The organism is Nocardioides aurantiacus, assembly GCF_003752505.1.
In the GTDB taxonomy this organism is placed as follows: domain Bacteria; phylum Actinomycetota; class Actinomycetes; order Propionibacteriales; family Nocardioidaceae; genus Marmoricola; species Marmoricola aurantiacus.
The window spans coordinates 882,852-908,013 of the sequence record NZ_RKHO01000001.1 but is presented as its reverse complement, the minus strand read 5'-3'; the positions used below and the strand labels follow the sequence as shown (position 1 = coordinate 908,013).

Annotated in this window: 20 protein-coding genes and 1 tRNA gene; 2 read left to right on the top strand and 19 right to left on the bottom strand. The window is 71.8% G+C overall.

What is annotated here, in order from left to right; genetic code table 11:
• Positions 1–191: 191 nt before the first annotated feature.
• From guaA to EDD33_RS04305, 13 genes are all read right to left on the bottom strand, one after another.
• The gene (guaA, locus tag EDD33_RS04370; protein WP_425463833.1) at positions 192–1,775 is read right to left on the bottom strand and encodes a glutamine-hydrolyzing GMP synthase; all 1,584 of its coding nucleotides are present in this window, start codon (positions 1,773–1,775) and stop codon (positions 192–194) included.
• A gap of 516 nt (positions 1,776–2,291) precedes the next feature.
• Positions 2,292–3,986 carry a GMC oxidoreductase gene (locus EDD33_RS04365; RefSeq protein ID WP_246003641.1) on the bottom strand — a complete coding sequence of 565 codons (1,695 nt, stop codon included), beginning with the start codon at positions 3,984–3,986 and terminating at the stop codon, positions 2,292–2,294.
• A 74-nt stretch (positions 3,987–4,060) separates the two neighbouring features.
• Positions 4,061–5,692: a succinic semialdehyde dehydrogenase gene (locus EDD33_RS04360; protein ID WP_123389260.1), complete on the bottom strand. Its 1,632-nt coding sequence runs from the start codon at positions 5,690–5,692 to the stop codon at positions 4,061–4,063.
• Positions 5,693–5,761: 69 nt separating this feature from the next.
• The gene (gene ligD, locus EDD33_RS04355; RefSeq protein WP_123389259.1) at positions 5,762–6,721 is read right to left on the bottom strand and encodes a non-homologous end-joining DNA ligase; all 960 of its coding nucleotides are present in this window, start codon (positions 6,719–6,721) and stop codon (positions 5,762–5,764) included.
• A gap of 476 nt (positions 6,722–7,197) precedes the next feature.
• Positions 7,198–8,376 carry a TRAFAC clade GTPase domain-containing protein gene (locus EDD33_RS04345; RefSeq protein WP_123389257.1) on the bottom strand — a complete coding sequence of 393 codons (1,179 nt, stop codon included), beginning with the start codon at positions 8,374–8,376 and terminating at the stop codon, positions 7,198–7,200.
• 127 nt (positions 8,377–8,503) lie between these two features.
• Positions 8,504–8,833: an inositol monophosphatase family protein gene (locus EDD33_RS04340; RefSeq protein WP_246003363.1), complete on the bottom strand. Its 330-nt coding sequence runs from the start codon at positions 8,831–8,833 to the stop codon at positions 8,504–8,506.
• 88 nt (positions 8,834–8,921) lie between these two features.
• Entirely contained in the window at positions 8,922–10,601 is a 1,680-nt protein-coding gene (locus EDD33_RS04335; protein ID WP_211332408.1) for a long-chain-fatty-acid--CoA ligase, read from the bottom strand.
• 115 nt (positions 10,602–10,716) lie between these two features.
• Positions 10,717–11,508 carry a 3'(2'),5'-bisphosphate nucleotidase CysQ gene (locus tag EDD33_RS04330; RefSeq protein ID WP_123389255.1) on the bottom strand — a complete coding sequence of 264 codons (792 nt, stop codon included), beginning with the start codon at positions 11,506–11,508 and terminating at the stop codon, positions 10,717–10,719.
• 76 nt (positions 11,509–11,584) lie between these two features.
• The gene (pth, locus tag EDD33_RS04325; RefSeq protein WP_123389254.1) at positions 11,585–12,178 is read right to left on the bottom strand and encodes an aminoacyl-tRNA hydrolase; all 594 of its coding nucleotides are present in this window, start codon (positions 12,176–12,178) and stop codon (positions 11,585–11,587) included.
• A gap of 9 nt (positions 12,179–12,187) precedes the next feature.
• Complete coding sequence (locus EDD33_RS04320) at positions 12,188–12,901, bottom strand: 50S ribosomal protein L25/general stress protein Ctc (protein ID WP_123389253.1); 714 nt, start codon at positions 12,899–12,901, stop codon at positions 12,188–12,190.
• Positions 12,902–13,529: 628 nt separating this feature from the next.
• Positions 13,530–14,501: a ribose-phosphate diphosphokinase gene (locus tag EDD33_RS04315; RefSeq protein ID WP_123389252.1), complete on the bottom strand. Its 972-nt coding sequence runs from the start codon at positions 14,499–14,501 to the stop codon at positions 13,530–13,532.
• A gap of 116 nt (positions 14,502–14,617) precedes the next feature.
• Positions 14,618–16,081, bottom strand: coding sequence for a bifunctional UDP-N-acetylglucosamine diphosphorylase/glucosamine-1-phosphate N-acetyltransferase GlmU (gene glmU, locus EDD33_RS04310; protein WP_281274112.1), 1,464 nt, complete (start codon positions 16,079–16,081; stop codon positions 14,618–14,620).
• Position 16,082: 1 nt separating this feature from the next.
• Positions 16,083–16,161, bottom strand: a tRNA-Gln gene (locus EDD33_RS04305).
• 98 nt (positions 16,162–16,259) lie between these two features.
• Between EDD33_RS04305 and EDD33_RS04300 the strand changes: the two genes are divergently transcribed.
• Positions 16,260–17,438 (top strand): glycerophosphodiester phosphodiesterase, encoded by a 1,179-nt coding sequence (locus tag EDD33_RS04300; protein WP_123389251.1) that lies wholly within the window; start codon positions 16,260–16,262, stop codon positions 17,436–17,438.
• A gap of 7 nt (positions 17,439–17,445) precedes the next feature.
• Here EDD33_RS04300 and EDD33_RS04295 read toward each other — a convergent pair whose 3' ends face one another.
• Both EDD33_RS04295 and EDD33_RS04290 read right to left on the bottom strand, forming a co-directional pair.
• Entirely contained in the window at positions 17,446–18,312 is an 867-nt protein-coding gene (locus EDD33_RS04295) for an acyl-CoA thioesterase domain-containing protein (RefSeq protein ID WP_123389250.1), read from the bottom strand.
• A gap of 28 nt (positions 18,313–18,340) precedes the next feature.
• Positions 18,341–19,108 carry a methyltransferase domain-containing protein gene (locus EDD33_RS04290; protein WP_123389249.1) on the bottom strand — a complete coding sequence of 256 codons (768 nt, stop codon included), beginning with the start codon at positions 19,106–19,108 and terminating at the stop codon, positions 18,341–18,343.
• A gap of 62 nt (positions 19,109–19,170) precedes the next feature.
• Here EDD33_RS04290 and EDD33_RS04285 point away from each other — a divergent pair, with 62 nt between their 5' ends.
• Positions 19,171–19,659 (top strand): MarR family winged helix-turn-helix transcriptional regulator, encoded by a 489-nt coding sequence (locus tag EDD33_RS04285; RefSeq protein WP_123389248.1) that lies wholly within the window; start codon positions 19,171–19,173, stop codon positions 19,657–19,659.
• Positions 19,660–20,193: 534 nt separating this feature from the next.
• Here EDD33_RS04285 and EDD33_RS04280 read toward each other — a convergent pair.
• The 4 genes from EDD33_RS04280 to EDD33_RS20650 are packed head-to-tail and all read right to left on the bottom strand — an operon-like array spanning position 20,194 to position 24,984.
• On the bottom strand, positions 20,194–22,002 hold the full coding sequence (locus tag EDD33_RS04280; RefSeq protein ID WP_123389247.1) for an ABC-F family ATP-binding cassette domain-containing protein: 1,809 nt from the start codon (positions 22,000–22,002) through the stop codon (positions 20,194–20,196).
• Positions 21,999–22,901 carry a 4-(cytidine 5'-diphospho)-2-C-methyl-D-erythritol kinase gene (locus tag EDD33_RS04275; protein ID WP_123389246.1) on the bottom strand — a complete coding sequence of 301 codons (903 nt, stop codon included), beginning with the start codon at positions 22,899–22,901 and terminating at the stop codon, positions 21,999–22,001. Before EDD33_RS04275 ends, EDD33_RS04280 begins: the two co-directional genes overlap by 4 nt.
• 11 nt (positions 22,902–22,912) lie before the next feature.
• The gene (gene rsmA / locus EDD33_RS04270) at positions 22,913–23,812 is read right to left on the bottom strand and encodes a 16S rRNA (adenine(1518)-N(6)/adenine(1519)-N(6))-dimethyltransferase RsmA (RefSeq protein ID WP_123389245.1); all 900 of its coding nucleotides are present in this window, start codon (positions 23,810–23,812) and stop codon (positions 22,913–22,915) included.
• A gap of 20 nt (positions 23,813–23,832) precedes the next feature.
• Positions 23,833–24,984 carry a resuscitation-promoting factor gene (locus tag EDD33_RS20650; protein WP_148076930.1) on the bottom strand — a complete coding sequence of 384 codons (1,152 nt, stop codon included), beginning with the start codon at positions 24,982–24,984 and terminating at the stop codon, positions 23,833–23,835.
• Positions 24,985–25,162 lie beyond the last annotated feature (178 nt).

Sequence of the window (25,162 nt, the reverse complement as noted above, 5' to 3'; positions counted from 1 at the left end):
ACCCCGGGCGAGCGACAGGCTCTCCGGCGGAGTGGTCGATCGTCCGACGTACGCCGATGAGCTGGCCGGCAACCGGGACGAACCGCGCCACCTGGCACCGTTTTCAGACACCTGGCAGGCATCGCAACACCTGACAAGTGCCAGATTCACCGGACGTCCGGGGAATCAGCAACCGGCTCAGTACCCCGAGCTCACTCCCACTCGATCGTCCCCGGCGGCTTGCTGGTGATGTCGAGGGTGACCCGGTTGACCTCGGGCACCTCGTTGGTGATCCGCGTGCTGACGGTCTCGAGCACCTCGTAGGGCACCCGCGCCCAGTCGGCGGTCATGGCGTCCTCGGAGGTGACCGGGCGCAGCACGACGGGGTGGCCGTAGGTGCGGCCGTCTCCCTGCACGCCGACGGAGCGTACGTCGGCCAGCAGCACCACCGGGAACTGCCAGATGTCGCGGTCCAGGCCCGCGCGGGAGAGCTCCTCGCGGGCGATCGCGTCGGCCTCGCGCAGGATGTCGAGCCGCTCGCGGGTGACCTCGCCGATGATCCGGATCCCCAGGCCGGGGCCGGGGAAGGGGTGGCGCCAGACGATCTCGCCGGGCAGGCCGAGCTGCTCGCCGACGAGGCGCACCTCGTCCTTGAACAGCGTCCGCAGCGGCTCGACGAGCTCGAACTCGAGGTCGTCGGGCAGTCCGCCCACGTTGTGGTGCGACTTGATGTTGGACGTGCCCGCTCCCCCGCCCGACTCGACGACGTCGGGGTAGAGCGTGCCCTGCACCAGGAAGGCCATCTTCACGCCCTCGGCGTGCGAGCCGGCGGCGATCTTGGGCGCGAGGATGTCGGCCTCGGCGGCCTCGAAGACCCGGATGAACTCCCGGCCGATGATCTTGCGCTTGGTCTCGGGGTCGGAGACGCCGGCGAGCGCGTCGAGGAACTGCTCCTCGGCGTCGACGACGACCAGGTCGGCCCCGGTCGCGGCCACGAAGTCGCGCTCGATCTGCTCCGACTCGCCCTTTCGCATGAGCCCGTGGTCGACGTACACGCAGGTCAGGCGGTCCCCGATCGCACGTTGTACGACGGCCGCGGCGACCGCGCTGTCGACGCCGCCGGACAGCGCGCAGATCGCCAACCCCTCGGGGCCGATCTGCTGCTGGATCCGCTCGACCTGCTCCTCGACGATGTTGACCATCGTCCAGGTGGGCCGGCAGCCGGCGATGTCGAGCAGGAAGTGCGAGAGCACCTCCTGGCCGTGCTCGCTGTGCAGCACCTCGGGGTGCCACTGCACGCCGGCCATCCGGCGCTCGGTGTCCTCGAACGCAGCGACGGGAGTCTTGGTCGTCGAGGCCAGCACGTCGAACCCCGCGGGCGCCGACTGCACCGAGTCGCCGTGCGACATCCAGACGCGGTGCGCCGCGGGCAGGCCGGCGAGCAGCGTGCCGGGGGCGGTGACGGTGACGGGCGTGCGGCCGTACTCCGAGGAGCCGGTGCGCGCGACCTCCCCGCCGAGCGCCTGGGCCATCGCCTGGAAGCCGTAGCACATGCCGAAGACGGGCAGTCCCGCGCTGAACAGGTCGTCGTCGACGGCCGGGGCGCCGGGCGAGTACACCGACGACGGACCGCCCGAGAGGATGATCGCGGCGGGGTTCCTGGCGAGCATCTCCGCGACCGGCATCGTGTGCGGGACGATCTCGGAGTAGACCCGGGCCTCCCGGACGCGGCGGGCGATCAGCTGGGCGTACTGGGCCCCGAAGTCGACGACGAGGACGAGGTCGTGATCGGTCACGATCGACCCTTCCGGTGGGGGTTCAACGGACCCCTGAGTCTGTCAGACGAGATGGTTGAAGATTTCTCCGGATGCCCCGTAACCGGGCCCGGGACCCCTCGTTGTGGTGGGTGGATCCGACAACCTCCCTCCCTCCCCGTCGGGTCCGTGCACGATGCAACAGCGGACGAGCCAGGGCCCGACCTCCCTCCCTCCCCGGTCGGGCCCTGGCTCGTCGGCTGTCGTGACGGCGAAGACCCCGGACACCTCTGGTGTCCGGGGTCTTGTCGTCGGCGTGGGTCCTCGGCGGGCGTGGCAGTCGAGTGCCACACCTGCGTCGTCGCACCGGCCGCCCGGGAGTTCTGCTGTGGCACTCGCGGCAGTTTCACCTGCTAGCCGGTGAAACCGCCCGTCACTGGGACGCCAGCGTCGCCCCGACCCCCGTCACACGACCCAGACGTCCCACCGAGCGACGTCACACCCGCACAGCACCCGAGCCCGCCGGACCACAGGTCCGACGGGCGAGAAGGCACGCGCCTAGCTGACCCCCACGATCGGCAGGTGCAGCGCACCGGGGGCCGAGGCGGGGACGACGGGGCTGTGGGGGGCGACCGGCGAGAGCTGCTCGTACGCCGCGTCGAGCGCCGGCCGGGGGTCGGCCTCGCCCTTGTTGGGCCAGAACGCCATCGCGCGCTCGGCCTGGGCGGTGATCGTCAGCGACGGGTTGACGCCCAGGTTGGCGGTGATGGCCGAGCCGTCGGCGATGTGCATGTTGTCGTAGCCGTAGACCCGCTGGTAGGGGTCGACGACGCCGGTCTCGATCGAGTCGCCGATGGTGCAGCCGCCGATGAAGTGGGCGGTCATCGGCATGTTGAACGGCTCGCCGATCGAGCCACCGGCGGTGCCGCCCATGATCTTGGCCATCTTGCGCACCACGGTGTTGGCGACCGGGATCCACGTCGGGTTGGGCTCGCCGTGGCCCTGTCGCGAGGTCAGGCGGTACTTGTTGGTCCCCGGCACCTTCTTGGGGTAGACGGTGATCGAGTTGTCGAGCGTCTGCATCACCAGGGCGACGACGGTGCGCTCGGACCAGTGCCGCACGTCGTACAGCGAGTGCACGTTCTTGCGCTGCGTCCACAGCTCCTTGAGCCACTGCTGCCAGCGGCGGCCGGGGACGTCGCCGTCGGTGAGCACCGTCTGCATCAGCGACATCGCGTTGCTGCCCTTGCCGTAGCGGCACGGCTCGACGTGGGTGTCCTCGTCGGGGTGGAAGGAGGAGGTGATCGCGACGCCGTAGCTGTAGTCGATCGTGGTGTCCGGCGCGATCGCGCCGAGGATCGACTCGGAGTTGGTGCGCGACAGCTCGCCGAGGCGGTCCGAGAGCCGCGGCAGGTGCCCCTCGGCCTTCATCTTGTGCAGCAGCTTCTGGGTGCCGATCGCGGCCGCGGCGAAGACGACGTGCTCGGCGGAGAGCGTGCGGGTCGACTTGGCGGTCGCCCGCTTGGCCTTGGTGAAGCGGATCCTCACGTCGTACCCGCCACCGTCGCGCTCGCTGACGCGCGTCACCGTCGACAGCGGCATCACGCGGGCGCCGGCCTGCTCGGCGAGGTAGAGGTAGTTCTTCACCAGCGTGTTCTTGGCGTTGTAGTTGCAGCCGGTCATGCAGTCACCGCACGCCACGCACGTACGCCGCTCCGGCCCGGCGCCGCCGAAGTAGGGGTCGGCCACCGTCTCGCCCATCTTCTGGTCGGGCTGGCCGAAGAAGACGCCGACCGGGGTGGGGTGGAAGGTGTCGGCCACGCCCATCTCGGTCGCGACCTGCTCCATCACGTCGTCGGCGGGCGTGCGGAGCGGGTTCTCCACGACGCCGAGCATCCGCTTGGCCTGGTCGTAGAAGGGGGCGAGCTCCTTCTTCCAGTCGGTGATGTGGGCCCACTGCCGGTCGCGGTAGAACGCGCCGAGAGGTTCGTAGAGCGTGTTGGCGTAGACGAGCGAGCCGCCGCCGACGCCCGCGCCGGCGAGGATCAGCGAGTCGCGGACCGCGTCGATGCGCTGGATGCCGTAGCAGCCGATCTCGGGGCGGTAGAGGAACTTCTTGAGGTCGAAGGAGGTCTTGGCGAAGTCCTTGTCCTCGAAGCGGGCGCCGGCCTCGATGACGCCGACCTTGTAGCCCTTCTCGGTCAGCCGCAGCGCGGTGACCGAGCCGCCGAAGCCGGAGCCGATGACGAGCACGTCGTAGTCGAAGTCGCTCTCACCGCCGGGGTTCGAGCCCCCGCCGCCGCCGGAGCCGCCGTTGCCGGTGTCCTTCACGCCCGTCCCGCCTTTCGCAGCAGCCGCAGGTTGGCCGTCATCACCTGGGCGTAGGTCTTGTCGTTCATGCCGAACTGGGGTGCGAAGCGCAGCACCCGCTGCACGGCGAGCGACTGCGTCTCGGTGTAGCGCAGCAGCCCCTCGGCCCCCTGGCGGCGGCCCATCCCAGACTGCCGCATCCCGCCCATCGGCGCCTCGATACTGGCGAACGTCGCGGCGAACGCCTCGTTGACGTTGACCGTGCCGCACTTGACCTGCCGGCCGATCTCGCGGGCGCGGCGGGTGTCGCGGCTGTAGATCGAGGCGTTGAGGCCGTACTCCCCCTCGTTGGCCCGCGCGATCGCGTCGGCCTCGTCGTGGAAGCGGTGCAGCGCGACGACGGGCCCGAAGGTCTCGGTGCCGAAGCAGGTCATGTCGGGGCTGACGCCCTCGAGCACGGTGGGCTCGTAGTAGTAGGGCCCCAGGTCCGGCCGCGCCTTGCCGCCGACGAGCACCTTGGCGCCCTTGGCGACGGCGTCGTCGACGTGGGCGACCACGGTGTCGAGCTGGTCCTGGGAGATCAGCGAGCCCATGTCGCTGCCCCACTGCAGCCCGGCCCGCAGCGTCATCGCCTTGGTGCGCTCGACGAGCTTGTCGCGGAACCGGTCGTAAACCTGGTCGGCGACGTACAACCGCTCGATCGCGACGCACAGCTGGCCGGCGTTGGAGAACACGGCGCGTACGGCGCCCTCGGCCGCGCGGTCGAGGTCGGCGTCGCGCAGCACCAGCATGGGGTTCTTGCCGCCGAGCTCGAGCGAGCAGCCGATCAGCCGCTCGGCGCACTGGCGGGCGATGATGCGGCCCGTCGGCGTGGAGCCGGTGAAGCAGACGTAGTCGGAGCGGTCGATGATCGGCGTGCCGAGCTCACGGCCCGGACCGGCGACGACGTTCCACAGGCCCTCGGGCAGCCCCGCCTCCTCGAGCAGCTGGGCGCCGAGCAGCGCGGAGAGCATCGTCTGGGCGTCGGGCTTGATGACCACGGCGTTGCCGGCGAGCAGGGCGGGGATGCCGTCGCACAGGGCCATCGTGAAGGGGTAGTTCCAGGGCGCGATGATCCCGACGACGCCCTTGGGCACGCGGGTCACCTCGGCCTGCGTCAGCCCGGGCACGACGCCGCGGACCCGCTTCGGCGCGAGGTGCTGGACTCCCGTGCGGCCGTAGTAGCGCGCGGTCAGCGCGATGTGGAGCGGCTCGTCGAAGGCGTGCTTGCGGGCCTTGCCCGACTCCCAGCAGATCAGGTCGATGATCTCGTCCTGCCGGTCGAGCACCAGGTCGTGCAGCCGCAGCAGCATCGCGGCGCGCTCGCGGATCGGGGTCTGTGCCCACGCCTTCTGGGCGCGACGGGCCCGGGCGAACGCCTCCTCGACGTCGTCCTCCCCCGACTGCGGGACCATCGCGAGCGGCTGCCCGGTGATCGGGGTGTACGCCGGGATCTCCCGCCCGGTCGTCGACACCACGCGCCTGGTCAGCGCGCGCACCGAGGCCGGGTCGAGGGCGTAGGACGCCGTGACGTCGTGCTCGGGATCGGCGAGGTCGTTGTCGCCGAACGACGCGCCACCGGCGCCAGCGGGCTGGGAGGAGGCAGACATGCTCGGCAGCCTAGACTCGCCAGTAACTTGACACAACGGGCTCGGTTGTCAACTGAGACGTGGCGCCCGTCACTCGTCCTGGTCGGGCTCCGGCGGCGGTGCCGCCCCCCGCTCCTCGTCGCGCTCGGCCCACTCCAGCAGCGGCGCGATGTCGAAGACGTGGTCGTCGATGTCGGCGTGCAGGTCGCCGAGCTCGGCGTACCGCGCCGGCATCGTGGCGATGGTGAAGTCGTCGGGGTGGACCTCATCCACCTCCTCCCATCCGATGGGGGCGGAGACGGTGCCGATGGGGTTGCCGCGCACGGAGTACGCCGCGGCGATGGTGTGGTCGCGGGCGTTCTGGTTGTAGTCGACGAACAGGTGGGCCGGGTCGCGGTCCTTGCGCCACCAGGCGGTGGTGACCTCGGGCGAACGGCGCTCGACCTCGCGGGCGAAGGCGAGTGCGGCGCGTCGTACGTCCTGGAAGCCGTGGTCGGGCGCGATCCGGACGTAGACGTGCATCCCCCTTCCCCCGCTGGTCTTGGGGAACCCGGTCGCGCCGAGGTCGTCGAGCACCTCGTGGGCGACGTGGGCGACCCGCTGCACCGTCTCCCACGGGCAGTCGGGCCCGGGGTCGAGGTCGATGCGCCACTCGTCGGGCTTCTCGACGTCGGCGCGACGACTGTTCCAGGGGTGGAACTCCACGGTGCTCATCTGCACCGCCCAGATCACCTGCGCCAGCTCGGTCACGCACAGCTCGTCGGCGGTGCGGTTCCAGCGTGGGAAGTGCACCCGCACCGTCTCCATCCACGGCGGCGCCCCCTTGGGCAGCCGCTTCTGGTGCACCTTCTCCCCCGACACCCCGGTCGGGAACCGGTGCAGCATGCACGGCCGCTCCCGCAGGGCGTTGACGATGCCGTCGCCCACGGAGAGGTAGTAGTCGACCAAGTCCATCTTGGTCTCGCCCCGCGCCGGGAAGTAGACCCGGTCGGGGTTGGACACCCGCACGACCTTGTCGTCGACCTCGATCTCCGTGGCTTTGGAGGGCATGCAGCCAACCTAGTGGGCAGGCCTCGTTCAATGAGCCACGCGCCTCGCAGTACGGCGCCTCCGCGGCCACCCGTGGTTTCGCGGTGGCAGAGGGCGCTTGGGTTCCGACAATCTCCCCTCGGCGATCCAATGGATGCGGGCCCGCTGGCCTCAGACGGGCTCCGAGTCCCACACCTTGTCGTAATCATCCGCGACCTGCGGCCACAGGATTCGCAAGGCGTCCTCGACTGTCTCCACCTGCTCAGCGAGGGGCGCAGAGACGACAAACTCGTGTGGAATGCTGCGGCCTGCTGCATCCCTACGCCCGTACGGATCCGGAAGCCGCACCGCGACGGTCGCCCCAACCCGCTGAATTGCGCTAGGGCCCGCCCCGATCCCGGCGAAAGCGGCCTCGTAGACAGGCAAGGGGTCTGCGAACCCACCGTCGCGGAGAAACCGGAAGCCCCAGGTACGCCCTCTGGTCGCCCAAATGACGCTCATCCAGGGCTCCTGAGAAGAACTGCCTTCTCCTCACCGACATCAAGATCAATGCGGAAGCCGTCGAGCGTCGCGGCGAGGTTCTGCCGCTTCGTGGCCGCGGCTGCATCAACCGCCTCGAGTTTGGCGCCAGCGGACTTGATGACATCCTCCAGCTTGGGCGTCAAGCCACTCAGCACGAGACCGACTGCTCCGGCGATCTTGCTCTTCTTGCTAATCAGCTTGGCGACGACTCCACTGGCGACACCGATTGCCGCGGCGACTACCTCAGCATTGCCGACGAGCTTCTTTGCCACCCCCGTCGTCAACTTGTCTGCCCGGGCCCACCGAAGGTGCCGCTCGAGCGGCAGCACGGCCGCCATAGGAAGTACGAGATCGATACCGACGCGCTGCGCAACCTCGATCGCGCCGGGGCTGAACTTCGCTGAAGAGATGAGAACGAAGTCCTCGCCCACAGATAGCGCACCATCAGACTCAACCAGTCCGCTGAGCACACCACCCAGCCCGGCGATCTCATCACCGACCTTCTCAATGATGAGCTCCTTGAACCCGTTGACGTCGAGATCGGGCAGCAGGTCGGATTTCGACAGCGCCACCACCCAGATGCGCGGGAAGGTCACCAGCGGCTTGCCTTCACTGAGGAGGTCGTCCCTGAGCAGCACCAGGCTGTTGCGAACGTTGCTCAAGAGGGATTTGAGGTAGCGCTCCTCCTGTCCAGCGTTGTCGAGGAGCTTCTGGCCGTCTACGAGCAGCAGGGCGACGTGAGAGGCAAGTAGAGCGCGGAACGCCTCGACCCGGCGGCTGGCCTCTTCCGGTCCGCTGACGTCCTGCTCGAACCACTCGCCCGGGTAGTCGTGCCAAACCAACCGAAGGGCATCGAACGGCTTCGCCTTTAACGGCTTTGACTCCGACTCGCCCTTAAGCTTGAGCAAGAAACGGTATGAGGTCGCGGTGAACTTCGTCGCGTCGGGGAGCGTCGCTGAATTCTTCATGCCTAGGTAGTTCTGATGCAAGCGCGTGCCCTGGCCGGCGTCTTCGGCCACTACGTTGAACGCGCCCTCCTTGATGTTCTGGGGTTCCTGCTCGGAACCGTAGAAGGAGGACAACATGACGGTCTTGCCGCTCCCGCTCTCCCCGAAGACGGCGATGTGTTGCTCGAGCACCTTGTTACTTGCCATGCGCGAACCCTAGGCGAGCACGACGACGTGACCCCGGGAGCAGCCAGGGAGTGACTGCGGCCCGTCCTGTAAAGGGAAGGTGGCACCGGACAGCAGGCGGGCTCATTGGCGGCGGTGTGTGGCTCGCTCACTCCGTCCCGTGGCGGCGTACGAACTCAAGGATCGTTTCCGACAGCTCCGGCCGGCACACGATCAGGTCGGGCAGCGAGACGTCGTCCTGGTTGTAGCGCAGCGGTGTACCGTCCACGCGGCTGGTGAAGAGGCCGGCGGCGCGGGCGACGGCGACGGGGGCGGCGGAGTCCCACTCGTACTGTCCCCCGGCGTGGATGTAGGCGTCGGCGACGTCGCGGACGACGGCCATCACCTTGGCGCCGGCGGAGCCCATCGGGACCAGCTCGGCGTCGATCTCGGCGGCGAACGCCTCGACGAAGGCCGGAGGCCGGGTGCGGCTGACCACGATGCGGGGGCGGTCCGAGTGTAGGTAGGCACGACGAGCCGGTCCGGCGAGACTCGGCGCCCGGAGGCGCCGGCCTCAGGGATGACGCTCAAGACTCCCGGAGTCGAGCAACGACCTCGCGGCGCAGGACCTTGCCCATCGGGTTCGTCGGCAGTTCGTCCACGAACACCACCCGGCGCGGCACCTTGTAGGGGGTCAGCGCCTGACGGGTGTGCGTCCGCAGCTCGTCCGCCCCCACCGGGACACCTTCGACGAGCACCACGGCGGCGACCACCTCCTCACCCCCGTCCGCCTGCGGCAGGCCGACGACCGCGACGTCCACGACCCCGGCATGGGTGCGGAGGATGCCTTCGACCTCCGAGGGATAGACGTTGAAGCCGCCGGTGATGATGATCTCCTTGATCCGATCGACGATCGTCAGGAAACCGTCGGGCGACATGGTCACGACGTCCCCCGTGCGGAACCACCCGTCGTGGAAGGCCGCGGCCGTCTCCTCGGGCAGGCCGCGGTAGCCAGAGAAGACCTGGGGACCGCGCACCAGCAGCTCACCGCGTTCCCCTTGCGGCATGTCGCGGTCCAGGTCCTCGGGGTCGGCGATGCGGATCTCCACGTCGGGGAAGGGCACCCCGATCGCGCCGGGGCGGCGAGCACGGGTCATCGGGTTGCCGACGATCACCGGGGACGTCTCGGTCAGCCCGTATCCCTCGACGAGGAGCCCGCCCGTGGCAGCCTCCCACTGCGCCACGAGCGCGGCCGGCAGCGGCATCGCCCCCGACAGCGCATACCGGATGCCCTCGATCGAGACCTTGCGGCGCTCCGCCTCGTCGACGATCCGCTGGTAGAGGGGCGGTACGGCGGGCACGAAGCTCGGCACCTCCCGCGCCATCGCCTCCATGATGAGGCCGATGTCCGGCTTGGGGAGCAGCACCAGCTTGGCGGCGAGTGCCACACCGAGCAGCACGCTGACCGTCACGCCGTAGGCGTGGAACAGCGGCAGCGCGACCAGGAAGCTCTCCTTCCCGACCTCCAGCCCCGGCACCCAGGCCCGCCCCTGCATCACGTTGGCCACGAGGTTGCGGTGCAGCAACGGCACGCCCTTCGGCACGCCGGTGGTGCCGGAGGTGTAGAGCAGGAGGGCGACGTCGTTCCGGTCCGGGCGGGGATGGGACTCGTCCAGCGGCGCCGCTCCCGCCAGCTCGACCCACTGCATCGCCCGGGGCGCGGGAGAGGTCAGCTGGGCCCGGGCCGCACGCGCCTTCGCGACCGGCAGGCGCAGCGCGAGTCGCTTGGTCCACGGCAGCCGGGTGGTCAGGTCGACCGCGACGACGTGCTCGAGGGCCGAGACGACGCGAAGCTCCTCGATGACGGGCACGATCTTGTCCCACACGATCGCCACCCGAGCACCGTGGTCGACGAACGGGTGACGGAGCTCGGCCGAGGTGTAGAGGGGGTTGTGCTCGACCACGGCGGCACCGAGCCGCAGCACGGCGAACAGCGCGATGATGCCCTGCGGGCAGTTCGGCATCACGAGGGCGACGTTGTCGCCGGGACGCACGCCGAGCGCGTGCAGCCCGCCCGCCACCCGGCCCACCTCCTCGGCGACCTCGGCATACGTCGAGCTGCGCCCGAGGAAGTCCAGCGCTGGTCGGTCCGGGTAGGCCTGCGCCGCGCCCTCCCACAGGTCCAGCACCGTGGTGTCGCCGTAGTCGAGGTGCAGGGGCACTCCCGGCGCGTAGGAGTCTGCCCACAGGGGCTGCTGAGCCGGCACGGCTGTCCTCACGTTCCTCGCCGCGGGACCGCGACTCCGCCAAGGTAGCGGTCCGGAATCCAGGCGCGACACGGGCTCGGGCGAGCTCGCCCCGACAGCAGCCCGGGATGACGCCTCAGTCCGTCCCGTGCCGCCGTACGAACTCCAGGATCGTCTCCGACAGCTCCGGCCGGCACACGATCAGGTCGGGAAGCGAGACGTCGTCCTGGTTGTAGCGCAGCGGCTGCCCGTCCACGCGGCTGGTGAACAGGCCGGCGGCGCGGGCGACGGCGACGGGGGCGGCGGAGTCCCACTCGTACTGTCCCCCCGCGTGGATGTAGGCGTCGGCGACGTCGCGCACGACCGCCATCACCTTGGCGCCGGCGGAGCCCATCGGGGCCAGCTCGGCGTCGATCTCGGCGGCGAACGCCTCCACGAAGGCCGGGGGGCGGGTGCGGCTGACCACGATGCGGGGGCGGTCCGAGGTGCGGGGAGGTACGACGATCCGGTCCCCCGTGCTGAAGGTCTGGCCGATGCCGGGCTGGGCGACCGCGCCGGCGATCAGCTCGCCGAGGCCGCCGTCGCCGTCACCCGCGCCGCGCTCCCACAGCGCGACGTGGACGGCCCAGTCGTCGCGGGGCGGCTCGGAGAACTCGCGGGTGCCGTCGAGGGGGTCGATGATCCAGACCCGGTCGGTGATCGAGCGGTCGTGGGTCGACTCGGTGCCGCGCCACGACTCTTCGGAGAGGATCGCGTCGTCGGGCCGGTGCTCGGCGAGCACCTTCATCAGGTGCTCGTGCGCCGCCATGTCGCCGGCGTCCTTGAGCTCGCGGCCCTCCAGGCCCTGGCGGCGTACGTCGAGGAGCAGCTCCCCGGCGGAGGTGGCGGCCCAGGCGGCGAGCTCGTGGTCGGAGTCGAAGTCGGTCACCGCGTCAGCCTAGTGAGGGTCTCGACGAGCTCGGCCGACGAGTCAGCCCGTGGTCTCGACGGGCTCGACCGACGTGTCAGCTGTTGTAGCGCTGCTGGGTGGACTCGAGACCCTCGCGGATGAGCGACTCGACCGCGTCGGCCGCGGTGTCGACCTGGAAGGGGAGCTCCTTCTGCTCGACCCGGGAGTACGCCGAGAGCACGAAGTCGGCCGGCTCCTGGCGACCCGGGGGGCGGCCGATGCCGGCCCGCACCCGGTAGAAGTCGCCGGTGCCCAGGGAGGAGCGCATCGACTTCAGCCCGTTGTGGCCGTTGTCGCCGCCACCGAGCTTGGTGCGCAGCGTCCCGAAGGCGATGTCGAGCTCGTCGTGGATCGCGACCACGTGGTCGGGGGCGACCTTGTAGAAGGTGGCCAGCGCCTTGACCGGTCCCCCGGACTCGTTCATGTAGCAGCGCGGTCGTGCCAGCACGACCCGCGGTGACGCAGAGCCGGGCGCGCCGAGTCGTCCTTCGACGACGTCGGCGCGCCCGGTCTTGTGCTTGCGCCACGAGCCGCCCGTACGACGGACCAGCTCGTCGGTGACGAGGTAGCCGATGTTGTGCCGCGTGCCGGCGTACGTCGGGCCGGGGTTTCCCAGCCCGACGACCAGCCAGACCGCGTCATCGACCACCGGAGGAGATCAGCGCTGGCCGGAGTTCGCGTCGGTCTCGGGGACGGTGTCGCCCTCGCCGGCGGCCTCGGACTCGCTGCCCTCGGTCTCGGCAGCCTCGGCGGCCTCCTCGTCGGTCTCGTCGCGCTCGATGCCGACCTCGGCCTCGGCCTCCTCCAGCTCGGCCTCGACCTCCTCGGCGGTGGGCGCGTGGATCACGTTGACGACCAGCAGGTCCTCGTCGGTGAGCAGCGTCGCGCCGTTGGGCAGCGCGAGGTCCTTGGCGAAGACCTGGAAGCCGATCTCGGCGTCCTCCACCGAGATCTCGAAGGCCTCGGGAATCGCGGTGGCGTCGGCCTCGATGGAGACCGTGTTGAGCTCGGTCACCGTGAGGGCGTCGGACTTGGACTCGCCGGTCACGTGGACGGGGATGTCGACGGTGACCATCTCGCCCTTCTTGACCTCGACGAAGTCGACGTGCTCGAGGAAGCCCTTGATCGGGTCGGCCTGGATCTGCTTGGTCAGCGCGAGGTACTTCTTGCCGTCGACGTCGATGTCGAGCAGCGCGTTGGCGCCGCCGCGCTTGAGCGCGAGGAACGTGTCGTGGCCGGGCAGGGTCACGTGGATGGGGGCGTTGCCGTGGCCGTAGATGACCGCCGGCACCTTGTCGGCGCGGCGGATGCGGCGCGCGGCACCCTTGCCGAACTCGGTGCGGGTCTCGGCCTTGATCTTGTCTTCGGACATCGGTGCGGCTCCTCAGGTGGGCGTGCGGGGACTGCGTCAGGGGGTTGCCACGGGCCGGGGACAGCACATGCACCGCAGGCCGACGGGCGCGGTGCATGGGGTCACGAACCGACCGCGTCGATCACGGAACGCGGCCCTCACGGGCCCGCTCCCTCGCCGAGGCAACTGCACAAGACTAGCCGCTGGCGGGCGGCCACATGAAATCGGGGCGACGTCGTGGTGGTCTCGTCAGGCGTGACCGACGAGACGCGGGCCGCGGGGCGCCGTACGACCGGCCGGCTGTGACGCCGTTGCCGGTGCGTGGCGGCTCGTGGCGACGGCCGACGCTCGTCACAGCGCACGGCAAGACCCCCGCCGCCCACCGGAGCAGACGCGGTCCCTGACATGCCAATGTCGCTCACGGGGCTGACGTGGTACCCACCCGTACGACGCGCCACATTCGCATGTTCAGCGAGCGCGGCCCGGACGAGCTCGACGGGCGACGGGTGCATCAGACGGCGCGGGCGTGACGGGCCAGCTGCCCGTCTGGCGCGGGACTGTGGACGCTTTCGGGCCGGCAGATCCCGTGTGAAGCGTCCATAACCCCGATTTACATGCCGCACCGGGCCCCAGCGAACCAGCGCGAACCTCAGGCGTGGCCGTCGAACATCGAGGTCACCGAGCCGTCCTCGAAGACCTCCTTGATCGCACGCGAGATCAGGGGCGCGATCGAGAGCACCGTCAGCTTGTCGAAGTGGCACTCCGGCGCGATCGGGAGGGTGTTGGTGACCACGACCTCGGTGGCCGGGGAGTTCTTCAGCCGGTCGACCGCGGGGTCGGAGAGGATCGCGTGGGTGGCGGCGATGATCACGCCGGCCGCGCCGTCGGCCATGAGCGCGTCGGCGGCCTTCACGATGGTGCCGCCGGTGTCGATCATGTCGTCGGTGAGGATGCAGATGCGGCCCTCGACCTTGCCGACGACGCGGTTGGCGACGGTCTCGTTGGGGCGGTCCTCGCGGCGGGTCTTGTGGATGAACGCCAGCGGTACGCCGCCCAGGCGGGCCGACCAGCGCTCGGCGACCTTGATCCGGCCGGCGTCCGGGGAGACGACGGCGAGCCGCTGGTCGCCGTACTTCTCCTTGACGTAGTCGGCCAGGATCGGCATCGCCATCAGGTGGTCGACGGGGCCGTCGAAGAAGCCCTGGATCTGGTCGGCGTGCAGGTCGACGGCGATCAGCCGATCGGCTCCCGCGGTCTTGAACAGGTCGGCCATCAGCCGCGCCGAGATCGGCTCGCGGCCGCGGTGCTTCTTGTCCTGGCGGGCGTAGCCGTAGAACGGCAGCACCACGGTGATCCGCTTCGCCGAGGCGCGCTTGAGCGCGTCGACCATGATCAGGTGCTCCATGATCCACTCGTTGACCGGAGCCGTGTGGCTCTGGATCACGAAGGCGTCGGAGCCGCGCACGGACTCCTCGTAGCGCACGTAGATCTCGGAGTTGGCGAACTCGTAGGCCGACGTCGGCACCAGCTCGGTGCCCATCAGGTCGGCCACCTCGTCGGCGAGCGCCGGGTGCGCCCGTCCGCTGAAGACCATCAGGTTCTTCTCGGTGGTGCGCTTCATTCCGCTCACGTGCGGCGCTCCTCGTGCTGGAAGGACGTGCGGGTCGATTGTGGCCCACGGACGGGGTGGCAGGACAAGTGGGTCACCCACCGACCACTGCCCCGTTCACCCCGGGGTCACTCCTCGGTCGCCCCGGCATCACGCGCCGCCTGCGCCTGCGCGGTGCCGTCGCGGCGCTTCAGCACCCACCCGGCGATGGTGCGCTGCGGGCCGGCCGAGACGGCCAGGGCGCCCGGCGGGACGTCCTCGCGGATGGTCGAGCCGGCCCCGGTGGCGGCGCCGTCGCCCACGGTCACCGGCGCCACGAAGGTGTTGTTACTGGCCGTGCGGGCGTGCCGGCCGATCGTGGTGCGGTGCTTGGCGACGCCGTCGTAGTTGGCCACGATCGTCCCGGCGCCGATGTTGGTGCCCTCGCCGATGTCGGCGTCGCCGACGTAGGACAGGTGCGGGACCTTGGCGCCGTCGCCGATGGAGGAGTTCTTGACCTCGACGAAGGCGCCGACCTTGCCGCCGGCCCCCAGGCGGGTGCCGGGGCGCAGGTAGGAGAACGGTCCGACGCTCGCGCCGGCGCCGATGACGGCCAGCTGCCCGTGCGTGCGTACGACGCGTGCCCCCGCACCCACCTCGACGTCCTCCAGCGTGCAGTCGGGCCCGATCACGGCGTCCTCCTCGACGACGGTCGCGCCGAGCAGCTGTACGCCGGGGAGCAGCGTGACGTCGCGGGCGAGCACCACGTCGGCGTCGACCCAGGTCGTGGCAGGGTCCATCACGGTGACGCCCTCACGCATCCAGCGGGCCAGGATGCGGCGGTTCTTCTCCCGGCCCAGCTCGGCCAGCTGCACCCGGTCGTTGGCGCCCTCGGTCTGCAGCACGTCGTCGAGCGGCATCGCGCCGACGGGCAGGCCGTCCTCGCGGGCCAGGGCGACGGTGTCGGTGAGGTAGTACTCCCCCGCGGCGTTCTGCGAGGACAGCCGGGGCAGCGCCGCGGCGAGGAAGGCGGCGTCGAAGGCGAGGATGCCGCTGTTGATCTCGCGGACGGCGCGCTGCTCCTCGGTGGCGTCCTTCTGCTCCACGATCCCGGTCACCTCGCCGGCCTCGTCGCGCACCACCCGGCCGTAGCCGTGGGGGTCGCCCACGATCCCCGACAGGATGCTGACCGCGCGGCCCGCGCCGACGTGGTCGGCGACCAGCGCCCGCAGGCTGGCGCCCTCGAGGAGCGGGGTGTCGCCGTACGCCACGAGGACGGTGCCCTGCCGGTCCGCGTCGTCGAGGACGTCCCACGCGATCCGGACGGCGTGGCCGGTGCCGTCCTGGGTCTCCTGCACCGCGATCCGCGCCTCGGGCAGCTGCTCCTCGACGTGGGGCGCGACCTGCTCGCGCTGGTGGCCCACGACGGTGACGACGCGTCGCGGCTCGAGCTCGCGCACGGCCGCCAGCACGTGGCCGAGCATGCTGCGACCGGCCAGCGGGTGCAGCACCTTGGCGGTCTTGGACTTCATCCGGGTGCCGCCCCCCGCGGCCAGCACGACGACCGTCAGGTCGGTGGCGGGAGGGGTCGGGGCGGTGCGATCGGTGCTCACGCTCCCCGGGTAGGAGTCGAACCTACGTCGCTTGTCCTGATTCAAAGTCAGGCGGGCCCTGCCGGCAGACCAACCGGGGAAAGTCGGTCACACGGTACCGATCCCGACGCCCGAAGCGTCACCTGCTGGACACCTGGGGCCTTGTGTCCGGTCACCCGGGCGGGGTTGGTTGTGGACCATGACCACTCTCGGGAAGCGCGGCCTCCTGGTCGCGCCCACGCTCCTGGCCGGCCTCGTGCTGGCCCTCCTCCTCACGCTGCCCGGCCTCGCCGGCGCCGCCCAGGCCGCGCCGCCGAAGGACCCCGGCGACCGCGGCGTGCGCACCTCGCAGCCGCTCGTGATCGGCCACCGCGGCGCCTCGGGCTACCGGCCCGAGCACACGCTCGCGGCCTACCAGCTCGCGATCGAGCAGGGCGCCGACTACGTCGAGCCCGACCTGGTGCCCACCAAGGACGGCGTCCTCGTCGCCCGCCACGAGAACGAGATCGGCGGCACCACCGACGTCGCGGAGCACCCCGAGTTCGCCGCGCGCCGCACCACCAAGACCATCGACGGTCGCGCGATCACCGGCTGGTTCACCGAGGACTTCACGCTCGCCGAGCTCAAGACGCTGCGGGCCGAGGAGCGGCTGCCGCTGGTCCGACCGGCCAACACGGCGTACGACGGGCAGTTCGAGGTGCCGACGCTGACCGAGGTGCTCGACCTGGTCCGTCGTACGAACGACGCCCGGCCGGGCAGCGCACGCGACGTCGGCGTCTACACCGAGACCAAGCACCCGACGTACTTCCAGTCGATCGGGCTGCCGATGGAGCGCACGCTGGTGGAGACGCTGCGCGCCCGCGGCTTCGACTCCCCCAACGACAAGGTGTTCCTGCAGAGCTTCGAGACCACCAACCTGCGCCAGCTCGACCGGATGACCAAGCTGCCGATCATCCAGCTCCTCGACGGTGCCGGGGCGCCGTACGACCTCGTGGCGCAGGGCGACCCCCGCACCTACCGCGACCTGACCACGCCGCGCGAGCTGCGCGCCATCTCGTCGTACGCCGCGGGCATCGGCCCCAACAAGGAGCTGGTCCTCCCCCGCGACGCCTCCGGCCGCACCGGCGCGCCCAGCCCGCTGGTCCGCGACGCCCACCGCAACAAGCTCGTCGTGCACCCCTTCACGCTGCGCCGGGAGAACCAGTTCATGGCCGTGAACTTCCGCCGCGGCACCGACCCGAACGCGCCGGGCGACCTCGCGGCCGAGATCCGCGCCTTCCTCGACGCCGGCGTCGACGGGCTGTTCACCGACAACCCCGACATCGGCGTCGCCACCCGCGACGCCTGGGTGCGGTCGGGCTCGCGTCCGGCGGCCTGAGGCGCCGCTAGACCCCCCGCTGCATCCGCGGGTCGTCGGCCGGGTCGCCGCCGGTCAGGTCGACGGCCCGCTCGGCGTTGGCCACGGAGGTCACGACCGCGCTGCCGAGGCGGCCGGCGCGGTCGAAGACCGTTGCGGTACCGACCGCGATGCCGTCGGCCGAGACCCGGTCGGCCGCCTCGAGGCCGATCTCGACGCCCTCGGGGGCGCGGGCCAGGGTGAGCGTGATGTCGGTGTTGATCTGCTCGATGCCGCGGTCGCCCCAGTTGGTGACCATGCTCGCGACGTCGGCGACCGAGGCGGCGGCGACGAACCCCGACGGGCGCTCGCCCGGCACCACGGGCACCCCGACCTGCCAGGTGGTCTTGCGGCCGGAGTTCTGGTGCTCCGCGAACGAGTCGTGCCAGCCCACCCCCTCGCTGCGGAACAGCGGCAGCCGGGGGCGGTCGGTCGGCGGGGCCAGGTCGAGCGGCGGCGGCTCCGGCGCACCGCCGGGCTCCCAGACCACGCCGGTCGCGGGCTCGCCCTGCTTGAGGAAGAGGCCGCTGGCCCGCGCGGCGACCTCCTCGCCGTCGTCGGTGTCCTGCACCAGCTCGACGTCGACCAGGCACAGCCGCGCCGACTCCCGCACCACGTGCACCCGCGCGCGGGTCACCCGGCGTCGGGCGGGTCGGAACAGGTCGACCGTCCAGCGAGCCGCCCGCAGGTCGTCGCGGCCCCGGCCCGCGACCTCGGCCTCGGCGGCGCGGGCCAGGAAGCCGCTGACGGCGACACCGTGGAGGTGGTCGTCGCTCCACAGGCTGCAGGCGGCGTCGGTCGGCGACCAGGCGTCCGCGTCGCCGGTCTCGGCGGGGACGAAGAAGGAGAGGGGCACGGGGGCATCCTGCCGGTCGGCGTACGGCTCAGGGGCGACGGGCGACGGCGAACACCCGCCGGAACGGCATCACCACGACGCCGTCCCGCTCGGGGTACGCCGCGCGCAGCTGCTGCTTGAGCTCCTCCTCGAACTCGCCGCGCAGCCCCTCGGGCAGCGCCTGGACGGTCGGGCGGAGGCCGGTGCCGCTGATCCAGTCGAAGACGGCGTCCGCGCCGGTGAGCACGTGGGCGTACGTCGTCTCCCACGCGTCGACCTCCCACCCCAGGCCTCGGAGCACCCACAGGTAGTCCTCCGGCGCGTGGCTGACCATGCGGGCCACGTCGCGGGTGTGCTCGTCGTACGGCGCCCGCGCGGCCAGGTCGGCGACCAGGCTGTGGCTCGGCGCGTGCCAGTTGCCGGGCACCTGCAGCGCCAGCCAGCCGCCGGGGGCGACCGTCGCGGCGAGGGCGGGCAGCAGCTCGAGGTGGTCGGGCAGCCAGTGCAGCACCGCGTTGCTGATCAGCACCTCGGGCCGCAGCCCGCGGGCGGGCCAGTCGCGGACGTCACCGACCTCGAGCTCGACGTCGGCCACCTCGCGGGCCCTGTCGACCATGGCCTCGCTGCTGTCGATGCCGACGACCCGGGCGTCGGGCCAACGCTGGGGCAGCAGGGCGGTCAGGTTGCCGGCGCCGCAGCCGAGGTCGACCACGAGGTCCGGGTCGTCGGCGTCGACCCGGGCGAGCAGGTCGTGGAAGGGACGGGCACGGTGGTCGGCGTGCCCGAGGTAGCGGGCGGGGTCCCAGCTGAAGGCCATCCGCCGACGTTATCTCGACATCGAGAATCTCGGCAGCCTCCAGTTCGGGCTACCCTCGCGGGGTGGAGCGCGACGAGGTCGACGAGCTGGTGGAGGCGTGGGGCCGCGAGCGCTCCGACCTCGACCTGGCGCCCGTCGAGGTGTTCAGCCGCCTCACCCGCCTCGCCCGCCTGCTCGACCGCGAGCGCCGCGCCGCCTTCGCCGCGGTCGACGTCGAGCCGTGGGAGTTCGACGTGCTCGCCGCGCTCCGTCGGGCCGGGAGGCCCTACCAGCTCAGCCCCGGGGCGCTGCTGCGCCAGACGCTGGTCACCAGCGGCACCATGACCAACCGCGTCGACCGCCTCGTCGCCCGCGGCCTCGTCGACCGCCTCCCCGACCCCCGCGACCGCCGCGGCGTCCTGGTCCGCCTCACCGCCGCCGGCGGCCGCACCGTCGACGACGCCTTCGAGTCCCTGCTCGACCGCGAGCGCTCGCTGCTCGCCGCTCTCCCCCCGGCGGATCGTCAGTCGCTCGCCCGGCTCCTCAAGCAGCTGATGGTGCCGCTGGTGTGAGGGCGGCGTCTCGCGGGTGGGCGGGGCGTTGCGGCGGGCGGGCGGGGTGGCGCCGCGGGTGGACGTGTGGCAGGCGGGGCGTCGTGGCGGGTCCGTCATACGTCCTCGTCGTCGCGGGCGGGACGTCATACGTGCTCGTCGTCCGAGCGACCACTCCGCATGACGCTCCAGCCGCCGGGGCGACGCGTCATACGAACAGGCGGCCCGGGCGACCACCTCGTATGACGCTCCGGGCGCGGGACGCCGTCATCCGCTCCGGACGTCATCGAGAACGGGGTCTCCAGGCCACGATCCTGATGACGTCCCGTGGGCGCGAGCCTGCGCGACGGAGTGGTCCGTCACACGTGCTCGTCGTCGCGGAGCGGACGTCATACGGACGGGTCGTCCGAGCGACCACCTCGTACGACGCTCACGCCGCCGGACGCCCCGGCCGGACAAGTCGGGCGTCGTCGCAGGCGAAACTGCCCATCGCTGCCCGTTTCATCCCGGTTCAGCGGGCAGTTTCACCGGCTGGCCGGTGAAACTGCCCACCCCTCACCCGAGCTGCTCCGCAGCCTCCAACCACTCCATCTCGAGCGTCTCCTTCTCGTCCTTGACCGACGTGAGCTCGGCCGTGAGGTCGGTGAGGCGGGAGTGGTCCTGGGCGTGGGTGAGCATGGCGTCGTGGAGGGTCATCTCGCGGTCGGCGAGCTTCTCCAGCTGCTTCTCCAGGCGGGCCATCGTCTTGCGGGCCGCGCGGGAGTCCGCGCTGCCCGCGGCCGGCGAGGTGCCCTGCGAGGTCGACGAGCGTGGCGACGGACCGCCGGAGGCACGGCCGGCGCGACGGTGCTCGAGGTACTGGTCGATCCCGCCGGGGAGCATCGAGAGCTGCCCGTCGCCGAGCAGCGCCCACACCGAGTCGGTGACGCGCTCGAGGAAGTAGCGGTCGTGGCTGACCACGACGAGCGTGCCGGGCCAGGCGTCGAGGAAGTCCTCGAGCACGTTGAGGGTCTCGATGTCGAGGTCGTTGGTGGGCTCGTCGAGCAGCAGCACGTTGGGTTCGGCCAGCAGCAGCTTGAGCAGCTGGAAGCGTCGCCGCTCGCCACCGGAGAGGTCGCCGAGCCGCGCGGTGAGCTTGTCGCCGGTGAAGCCGAACCGCTCCAGCAGCGAGGTCGCGGTGAGCTCCTGGCCGTCGGCGGTCTTGGTCACCCGCCGGATGCCCTCGACGGTCGGCAGCACCCGGGCGTCGGGGTCCTCCACCGGCACCTGCTGGGAGAGGTGGGCCAGCGAGACGGTGCGGCCCAGCTTGGCCTTGCCGCGGTCCGGCGCCACCTCGCCGGCGACGAGGCCGAGCACCGAGCTCTTGCCGGCGCCGTTGACGCCGACCACGCCGACGCGGTCGCCGGCCCCGAGCCGCCAGGTGGCCTGCGAGAGCAGCGAGCGCTCGCCGCGGACGAGGTCGACGTCCTCGAGGTCGACGACGTCCTTGCCGAGCCGCTGGGTGGCGAACTTCTGCAGCTCGAGCCGGTCGCGCGGCGGCGGCTCGTCGTCGATGAGCGCGCTGGCGGCGTCCATCCGGAACTTCGGCTTCGAGGTGCGGGCGGGGGCGCCGCGACGCAGCCAGGCCAGCTCCTTGCGCATCAGGTTCTGCCGGCGCGACTCCGAGGCCGCGGCCTGGCGGCTGCGCTCGGCGCGGGCGAGCACGAACGCGGCGTACCCGCCGTCGTAGGAGTCGACCACGCCGGCCCCGTTGCTGCCCGGGTGGACCTCCCAGGTCGTGGTGCAGACCTCGTCGAGGAACCAGCGGTCGTGGGTCACGACCACCATCGCAGCCGTACGCCGGGCCGCGGCCCGTGCGCGCAGGAAGCCCGCCAGCCAGGCGACCGCCTCGACGTCGAGGTGGTTGGTCGGCTCGTCGAGCAGCAGCAGGTCGTGGTCGGTCAGCAGCAGCCGGGCGAGCGAGCTGCGGCGCCGCTCGCCGCCGGACAGGCCGGCGACGGTGCGCTCCAGGTCCAGGCCGACGAGCAGCTCCTCGACCACCTCGCGCGAGGTGGGGTCGGCGGCCCACTCGTGGTCGGCGCGGCCGCCGAGGACGACCTCGCGGACGGTGGCGGTCTCCTCGAGGTCGTCGCGCTGGGCGAGGTAGCCGACCTCGAGCCCGCGGGTGCGCGAGACGCGGCCCCCGTCGGCCTCGGTGTGGCCGGCCATCAGGTCCAGCAGCGTGGTCTTGCCGTCACCGTTGCGACCCACGATGCCGACGTGGTCGCCCTCGCCGACGCCGAGGCTGACCTCGTCGAGCAGGATCCGGACGCCGTAGGACTTGGTGACGCGCTCGAGGTTGACGAGGTTGGCGCGCTGGCTCATCCGACGAGCTCGACGACGTGGGCGCCGGCCACCGGGCCGGTGGCGACGTGCACGACCGGCACCCCGGCCTCCAGCAGGGCGCGCCGGGTCTGCGTCGCCCCCTCGTGGGTGCTCGAGAGCGCCAGCACGGTCGGGCCGGAGCCGGAGAGCAGCACCGCGCCCTCGTGGTGGGCACGGACGAGCGCCAGTCGCTCGCCGAGCTCGGGTCGCAGGCTCACCGCGGGTCCTTCCAGGTCGTTGTGCAGGGCCGCGGCGAGGGCCGCGTGGTCGCCGTCGGCCAGCGCCGCCAGCAGCGCGTGGCTCGCGGGCGGGGTCGTGGGGGCGTCGGGGTGGAGCCGGTCGTACTCGCGGTAGACCGCCGGCGTGGACAGCCCGCCCTCGTCGGGCACGACCACCCACCAGTGGTCACCGGCGTCGGCGAGCGGGGTGACCTGCTCGCCGTTGCCGCCGCCGTGGGCGGTGCCGCCGAGCAGCGCGAACGGCACGTCGCTGCCCAGCCGGGCGGCGAGTCCGAGCAGGTCGTCGTCGGGGGTGCGCAGGTGCCACAGCCGGTCCAGCGCCACCAGGGCCGCGGCGGCGTCGGCGCTGCCGCCGGCCAGGCCGCCGGCCACCGGGATGCCCTTGTCGATGTCGAGCCGGGCGGCGCGGTCCAGGCCGTGGTGGGCGGCGAGCAGCTGCCCGGCGCGGACGGCGAGGTTGCCCTCGTCGAGGGGTACGCCGGAGCAGTCGACCCCGCCGACCGGGGTGACACCGACCTCCCACTCCTCGGCGGGCGAGGCGCGGACGTCGTCGTAGAGGCTGATCGCCTGGTAGACGGTGTCGAGCGGGTGCATCCCGTCGGGGTGGGGCCCGCCGACCGAGAGCACGAGGTTGACCTTGGCCGCTGCGCGGACGGTCACCGGGGTCGGCCTCACCGGCCCGCCCCCGGGACGACCGGGCGACCGGTGACGGAGACCAGCGCCTCGGTCAGGCGCACGAAGTCGGCCAGCACCAGCTGCTCGCCGCGGGTCAGCGGGTCGATGCCGGCCGCGGCCAGCGCCGCGCTCGAGGCCTCGGCGGAGCCCGCCAGCTCGCGCAGCGACGCGCGCAGCGCCTTGCGGCGGTGGGCGAACCCGGCGTCGACGACGGTGAAGACCTCGCCGCGGGACACCGCGGTGGCCGGGGGCTCGCGCCGGCTCCAGGCGACCAGCCCGGAGTCGACGTTGGGGGCCGGCCAGAAGACGTTGCGGCCCACGGCGCCGGCGCGACGGACGTCGGCGTACCACGACGCCTTGACCGACGGCACGCCGTAGACCTTGGAGCCGGGCCGGGCGGCGAGCCGGTCGGCGACCTCGGACTGCACCATCACCAGCCCGCGCTCGAGCGAGGGCAGCAGGCCGAGCAGGTGCAGCAGCACCGGCACCGAGACGTTGTAGGGCAGGTTGGCCACCAGGGCGGTCGGCGCCGGGCCGGGCACCTCGGCGATGCGCAGCGCGTCGGCCAGGACCACCTCGAAGGCGTCGACCTGGCCGGGCGCCCGCTCGGCGACGGTGGCCGGCAGCTCGGCGGCGAGCAGCGGGTCGACCTCGACGGCGACCACGCGGCGCGCCACCGCCAGCAGCGCCAGGGTCAGCGACCCCAGGCCGGGACCGACCTCGAGCACCACGTCGTCGGCCCCGATGCCGGAGTCACGCACGATGCGGCGCACCGTGTTGGGGTCGATGACGAAGTTCTGGCCCTTCTGCTTGGTCGGCCGCAGGTCGAGCCGGTCGGCCAGCAGACGCACTTCTGCCGGACCGAGCAGGCTCGGTCCGGCAGAAGGAGTCGTCACGGGGACGAGCGTAGAGGCCGTCAGTGACCGGCCCCGCAGTGCGGCCAGGCGCCGTAGCCACCCTCGGCCGCAGCGACCCGCTCGGCGACGGCGATCTGCTGCTCACGGCTGTTCTGGTGGGGCATGCCCGACCCGCCGTAAGCCTGCCAGGTGCCGAGGCTGAACTGCAGGCCGCCGTAGTAGCCGTTGCCGGTGTTGGCGGCCCAGTTGCCGCCGGACTCGCACGCGGCGATGGAGTCCCACACGCTGCCGCCGCCGACGGACGCCGCCGGGGTGGACGGAGCGGCGGGGGCAGCAGGGGCCACGGGCTCGACCTTGGTGCCGACCTTGACGATCGCGTCGACCGGCTCGCGCACGACGCGCGAGCTGACGACGACGGTGCGCACGGCCTTGCCGTTGCGGAAGCTCGTCTTGTAGGTGACGTCGCGGACGCCGTCGCGGCCCTCGCGGACCGTCTCGGTCCTGCCCTTGGCCAGGGAGTCGTCCTCGCGCCGGACGGTGCCGGACTGGATGGTCTCGTCGGCGACGCGCTTGGTCTTCTCGCCGCGCTTGACCACGACCACGCGGTCGCCGTCCTCGAGCTCGGTGCCCCGCGAGGGGCGCACGACGTCGTTGCGGTCCACCTCGACGCCGGTCTCGGCGAGCAGCTCACCGACGGTGCTGACGGGCAGGTCGTGGCGCTTGGCCTTCTCCGGGCCGTACTTCAGCACCACCTTCTTGGGCGTGGTGACCTCGAGGGCCAGGCCGCTGCGGTCGATCTCGGTGCCGCGGCTGACCGACAGCGCGGCGCCGCCGAAGCGCAGCCCCAGCTGGCTCAGCGCGGAGGAGACCTTGGTCGCGGTGGTCCACAGCGTCTTCTCCTCGCCGTCGACGGCGAGCGTCAGCGGGCGGCCGAGGCGGACGGCGATCTCGGAGCCGTCCCGCACGTCGGCCTCGGGGCCGGGGACGACGGAGTCGTGCTTCCCGGTCTCGATGCCCTCGGCGGCGAGCACGTCGCTCACGGAGCCGGCGAAGGTGCGGACCTGCTGGCGCTCCCCGTCCACCGAGAGGGTGACGGTCTTGCTCATCCCGGCGTACGCCGAGGCGCTGCCGACGATCCCGAGGAGGACTGCGACAGCGAGTCCCACGAGAAGGGTCTTGTTCTTGGTCAGGTGCTCAAGGCGTGCGCGCACGATGCTCCAGTGATCGCATTTCCCGGTCCGCGGGCGGTGGCGCCGGCCTCACGCGCCGCGTCGTCCTCGACGCTGCGCGGGCCCCCCAGATGGCGCCAACCGGACGAAGTGGTGCTCCCGCTTCCGGCCAACAGCGCTCGACCCTAGGTGCGGGCACGGGGCAGGCGCAAACCGCGAC